At 78.4% G+C, this 2,047-nt stretch carries 3 protein-coding genes; all 3 read right to left on the bottom strand.

What is annotated here, in order from left to right; translation table 11 throughout:
- The coding region (locus tag AB0K09_RS32985; protein ID WP_366069075.1) for a glycosyltransferase family 2 protein at window positions 1-526 on the bottom strand (526 nt) is incomplete at its 3' end.
- Window positions 516-1,457, bottom strand: a complete 942-nt coding sequence (locus AB0K09_RS32980; RefSeq protein WP_366069074.1) for a glycosyltransferase — start codon at window positions 1,455-1,457, stop codon at window positions 516-518. The genes AB0K09_RS32985 and AB0K09_RS32980, both read right to left, overlap by 11 nt.
- Window positions 1,454-2,047 (bottom strand): glycosyltransferase family 9 protein (locus AB0K09_RS32975; protein ID WP_366069073.1); only part of this gene is annotated, 594 nt, incomplete at its 5' end. The genes AB0K09_RS32975 and AB0K09_RS32980, both read right to left, overlap by 4 nt.

Genomic DNA, 2,047 nt, shown 5'->3' with positions numbered 1-2,047 from the left:
CGAGCCACAGGCGCGGCGAGAAGCCGCCGGCCTGCCGGAAGGCGTCGGTGCGCTGGACGGTGGCGGCGGCCAGGAAGGAGCCCAGGGCGGGGCCGGGCAGCCAGGGCGGGCCGGTGAGCGGGGAGTGGCGCAGTTCCGCGACGATGGGATCCTCGGCGCCGTGCGGCTCGACGACGATGCGGGCGGTGACCGAGGCCAGCGAGGTGTGGCGGTCGAGCAGGTCGGCGGCCCGGGCGAGGGAGCCGGGGGCCCACCAGGAGTCGTCGTCGCAGAAGGCGACGTACGGGGTGCGGACGTGCCGTACGCCCAGGTTGCGGCCGATGGCGCCGAGGTTGCGGGAGGAGCGCAGCAGGCGCACGCCCGGGTGGCGGCGTGCGACGGCTTCCGGCGTGCCGTCGGTGGAGGCGTTGTCGGTGACGACGACCGGGGGCGCCTCCGGCAGGGCCGCCAGGTGGTCGAGGGTGCGCAGCACTTCGTCCCGCCGGTTGTGCGTGATGACGACGACGGTCGTGCGGTCATCGGGCATGGCCGTCTCCGGAGGCGCGCCCTTCCAGCAGCCGGAGGTCGGCCTCCAGCTCCGGCGGCAGGGGCCGGCGGTGTGTCATGGCCGCGGGCAGGCGGGCCAGGACCTCCCGGAGGGCCTGCCGGGCGACCGGATCGCGTGCCGCCCGCGCGGCCGTGCGGAGGGTGCGGCCGAGGGCGGTCGGGTAGGGCCGGCAGAGCCAGGTGGTGAGCAGGTCGTTGCGGCGCCAGCGCACCTGGCGGCCGGTGTCGGGCCGGCGTTCGTCGTGGTGGCCGTCCGGGTGGTGGCCGTCCGGGTGGTGGCGGTCCGGGTGGTGGTGGGCGACGATCTCCCGGCAGTGGGCCACTCCCCAGCCGCGGGCGGCCAGGTCGTAGGCGAGCAGGCTCTCCTCGCCGCCGAAGAAGAGCAGGGGGTGAAAGCCGCCCGTCTGGAGGTACGCCTCGCGGCGGACGACGGCGGCGCAGGACAGGAAGCCGAGGACGCTGGGGCCGGGCAGGTCCGGGTCGCGGCCCAGGGGCGAGTCGGCCAGCAGCTCGTTGAGGGGGTCGGGGCGGTGGTCGGTGCCGACCAGGGTGCGGGCGGCGATCAGGCCGAGGCGGGGGTGGTCGCGCATGAGGCGGGCGGCCCGGGCGAGGGAGCCGGGGGCCCACCAGGAGTCGTCGTCGCTGAAGGCGACCACGGGGGTGCCGATCCGGCGCACGCCGTCCGTGCGGGCGAGGGCGCCGCGGTTGCGGGGCAGGCGCAGCAGCCGGACCTGCGGGAAGTGGGTGCGGACCAGGTCGGGGGTGCCGTCGGTGGAGGCGTTGTCCACCACGAGGATCTCGGGTGCCTCGGGCAGGGCCGTGAGCAGGCCCAGGGTGGTGGCCAGGGCCGGGGCACGGTCGCGGGTGGCGATGACCACCCCGACGGCGGGGGTGTCGCGGGGGGCGCTCATGCGGGCACCGCCTCCAGATCGGTCAGGGCACCGAGGACGTCGTCGGCGCCGATGCGCAGCAGGAGGGCGTCGGGCCGGTCGGCGTGCGGGTCGCCCGGGGGGCCGGGGTGCCAGAGCGCCCGGTGGCGGGGAGAGCGCGGCGGGCCCCAGAGGGACGGCGCGACGGGACCGAAGAGGGTGACGCTGGGCGTGCCGTGGGCGACGGCGAGGTGGGCGATGCCGGTGTCGCCGCTGACCACGGCGCGGGCGCCGGCCACCAGGGCGGAGAGCTCGGGGAAGGGCAGCCCGCCGGTCAGGGCCCGAGCGCCGGGGACGGTGGCGCGGGCGACCAGGGCGTCCTCGCCCGGTCCGCCGGTGACCACGACCGGCTGCCCGCGGGCGAGGAGCCGGCGCGCCACGGTGGCGGAGCGCTCGGCGGGCCAGCGGCGGGCGGGTGAGCCCGCGCCCGGGTGGAGCACCACGGCGCCGGGGGCCGGCGAGGGGACGGCGGGCGGGGGCAGGGCGAGGTCGGCGGGGTCGGCGGGGATGCCGTAGAAGCGCAGGAGGCGGCACCAGCGGTCCCGTTCGTGCTCGTCGGGCCGCCAGGGCGG

Origin of the sequence: Streptomyces sp. NPDC049577 (genome assembly GCF_040675635.1) — a bacterium.
GTDB lineage: Bacteria > Actinomycetota > Actinomycetes > Streptomycetales > Streptomycetaceae > Streptomyces.
This window is presented reverse-complemented; position numbering and strand designations above follow the sequence as displayed.